The sequence below is a fragment of the Dyella sp. 01N36 genome (assembly GCF_056399745.1).
In genome coordinates, this window is the sequence record NZ_JBFTRY010000357.1 from 1 (window position 1) to 1,526 (window position 1,526).

At 55.2% G+C, this 1,526-nt stretch carries 2 protein-coding genes and 1 pseudogene; 2 read left to right on the top strand and 1 reads right to left on the bottom strand.

What is annotated here, in order from left to right; all coding sequences use genetic code 11:
• Window positions 1–152, top strand: a 152-nt coding sequence (locus tag AC1DMG_RS22060; RefSeq protein WP_477181146.1) for an ATP-binding protein, incomplete at its 5' end; no start/stop codon positions are given.
• 345 nt (window positions 153–497) lie between these two features.
• On the opposite strand, the gene AC1DMG_RS22065 is transcribed toward AC1DMG_RS22060, so the two are convergent.
• The gene (locus AC1DMG_RS22065; protein ID WP_477181145.1) at window positions 498–914 is read right to left on the bottom strand and encodes a DUF6896 domain-containing protein; all 417 of its coding nucleotides are present in this window, start codon (window positions 912–914) and stop codon (window positions 498–500) included.
• 427 nt (window positions 915–1,341) lie between these two features.
• On the opposite strand from AC1DMG_RS22065, the pseudogene AC1DMG_RS22070 reads away from it, so the two are divergent.
• Window positions 1,342–1,526, top strand: a pseudogene (locus AC1DMG_RS22070) (IS30 family transposase); the annotation flags it as partial.

A 1,526-nucleotide genomic window follows, 5' to 3' on the forward strand; every position in this document is an offset into this window, starting at 1 on the left:
TCAGCTTCGCCGAGTGGGCCAGCGTCTTTGGCGATGCCAAGATGACCACCGCGTTGCTCGACCGCCTTACGCATCGCTGCCACATCCTGGAAACCGGCAACGACAGTTACCGCTTCAGAAACCACGTTACGGACACCGGAAAGGAGCGCTAAACCTCACCTTCATCTATCACCTGAGCTAACCTGACGCACAAACGGGTGGCTCACTTTTCGATGAAAAGCCCGGCTCAGTTTTCGGCGGAAATCAACAGGGTGGCCGCCAAATGGGTTTGTGGCTCGACAAGGAAACAGTTGATGCACTCGAAGTGCTTAAGGATCGATATGAGCCCTTGTCTCAAACAAAGATCATCGGCCACTTGATAAAAATAGCCGCAAAGGCTGGCACCTAAGCGGTAAGAAGGCGCTCGATGTCCACCTCGGGACGGAAGCCGACATGTTGAGAGGGACGGCGGAGCGCGTAGACCGCGAGAACCATGGCGATCGTGTTGTTCCTCTTGATCAGCTGATCGACGAGAGACGGCATCGAAGGTAGTAGAGGGTTCGCCCGGAATAGATCACGGCCACTGACCGAACTGCCGCTACGAACAGATCATCCAGTTCTTCTTCAGAAGCGAAGCCGTATTCGGAAAGCCGGCCTTCAGTGAAGGACTTAAGGCGCCAGGGATCAAAGCCGTCGTACTCTCCATCGACGCCGAAGTCGAAGTCAACGCTTCCGCTGGGGAAAAATACCTCGCAGCCGTATCCATGTTTTCGATAGCGGATGCCTCCCTCCAACATCCCCGAACTGGGCAGTCGATTCGATGCCCACTCGAGATTGCTAGATGGCAACGAGATGCCGGACTTGACCATGAGCGCCACGGCTGACTTTGTCGCGGCCAGATATTCATGGATCAGCGTTAGGAGGCGGGCATCCATACTTTCTTTGTCTGATCTCTAGAAAGCGCTCAAGATCGCAATCTATCAAACGTCTGGTTCGGGTGGCGCCCTTGGAGCGTTCAAATGGAGCGCGCAACCGAGATGGCAATCGTTTTGGCCATGCCAAGAGCCAAGCTCTTAGCTGTCTGAACGTCTGTGTCGCCAACACGAAGAGGAGACTTCCTTGAATTCCAGGGAAGTCGATAAATCTCCCAGGACCCTATCCAACCCTCTCTACCCGGAAGATCTATGCGGGTCACGCATACCCTCACCAGGCAGGTCCCTACAGCATACTCTTCGGTTTGGCCCATTTTCATAGTTCAAGGGTAACCGAAGCTCAGCTCTGCCAAGAGACTGCTATGGGTTGCGGATTCAGCCGGTCGTTGCAACACACTAAAGACTGCGCGAGCAGCGGGAGTGTTGCAAGATGTCCCAACGACCGAAGATCTATTACAGCGAATCCCAGATCGGCCTGATGTGGGACCGCTGGCAACGTGGCGAGTCACTTCATCAGATCGCTCGCCTGTTCGATCGATACCATTCTTCGGTGCGACGGATTCTTTCCGAGACGGGAGGCATTCGCCCGGCAGTGCGACGACGGGCCGATCGGGC

What these genes read in the sequence shown, in the direction of transcription:
- AC1DMG_RS22065 (WP_477181145.1), bottom strand. Translation starts at nt 914, where the DNA reads ATGGATGCCCGCCTCCTAACGCTGATCCATGAATATCTGGCCGCGACA.